The 512-nt window shown below is 58.2% G+C and carries 1 pseudogene; it reads left to right on the plus strand.

Features of this window, described 5'->3' with window-relative positions:
- Positions 1-4 precede the first annotated feature (4 nt).
- Positions 5-512: pseudogene (locus AAIR21_RS27860) on the plus strand (VRR-NUC domain-containing protein); the annotation flags it as partial.

A 512-nucleotide genomic window follows, 5' to 3' on the forward strand; every position in this document is an offset into this window, starting at 1 on the left:
CGATATCCCGGCAGCAGAGAGGCCTGCCGGTGCGAACAATCAGCCGTGGGACTGCACCACCACCGGCATTGAGATGGTGGAGAAACAGTCACGCCTGCCGACATCAGATAATCGTCAGTACCTGCACATCAAGGTGGAATATGCGATGCGTTTCCCCGATGTCTCTGCTGAGATTCTCCGCAACGGGAAAAACTTCCGCATGAATCTCAGGCAGATAATGATGAGCGGGCTTATCCGGGTGGATGAAATCGCGGCAAGGTTCCGCTGGTGGTACAAGGCTGAGGTGTCGTTCGATATGCGAACCTCACCGCCGCGCCCCTTTCTCAGCAGTTCGTTACGGCATGAGGGCGCTGGCCGACGCCATACCACCAGCCCGTTTCCGGTGCCGGGGAAAGGCATTTACCGCCGCCCCGATATCATCATCGTGAAGGATAAAGACAATCGCTGGCCGGGGCTTGCGGGAGCCGATACGGAAGGTCAGAGGCACGGCGATAACCTGGAACGACTGGTGG

This window comes from Enterobacter sp. PTB (assembly GCF_051130085.1).
GTDB lineage: Bacteria > Pseudomonadota > Gammaproteobacteria > Enterobacterales > Enterobacteriaceae > Enterobacter > Enterobacter ludwigii.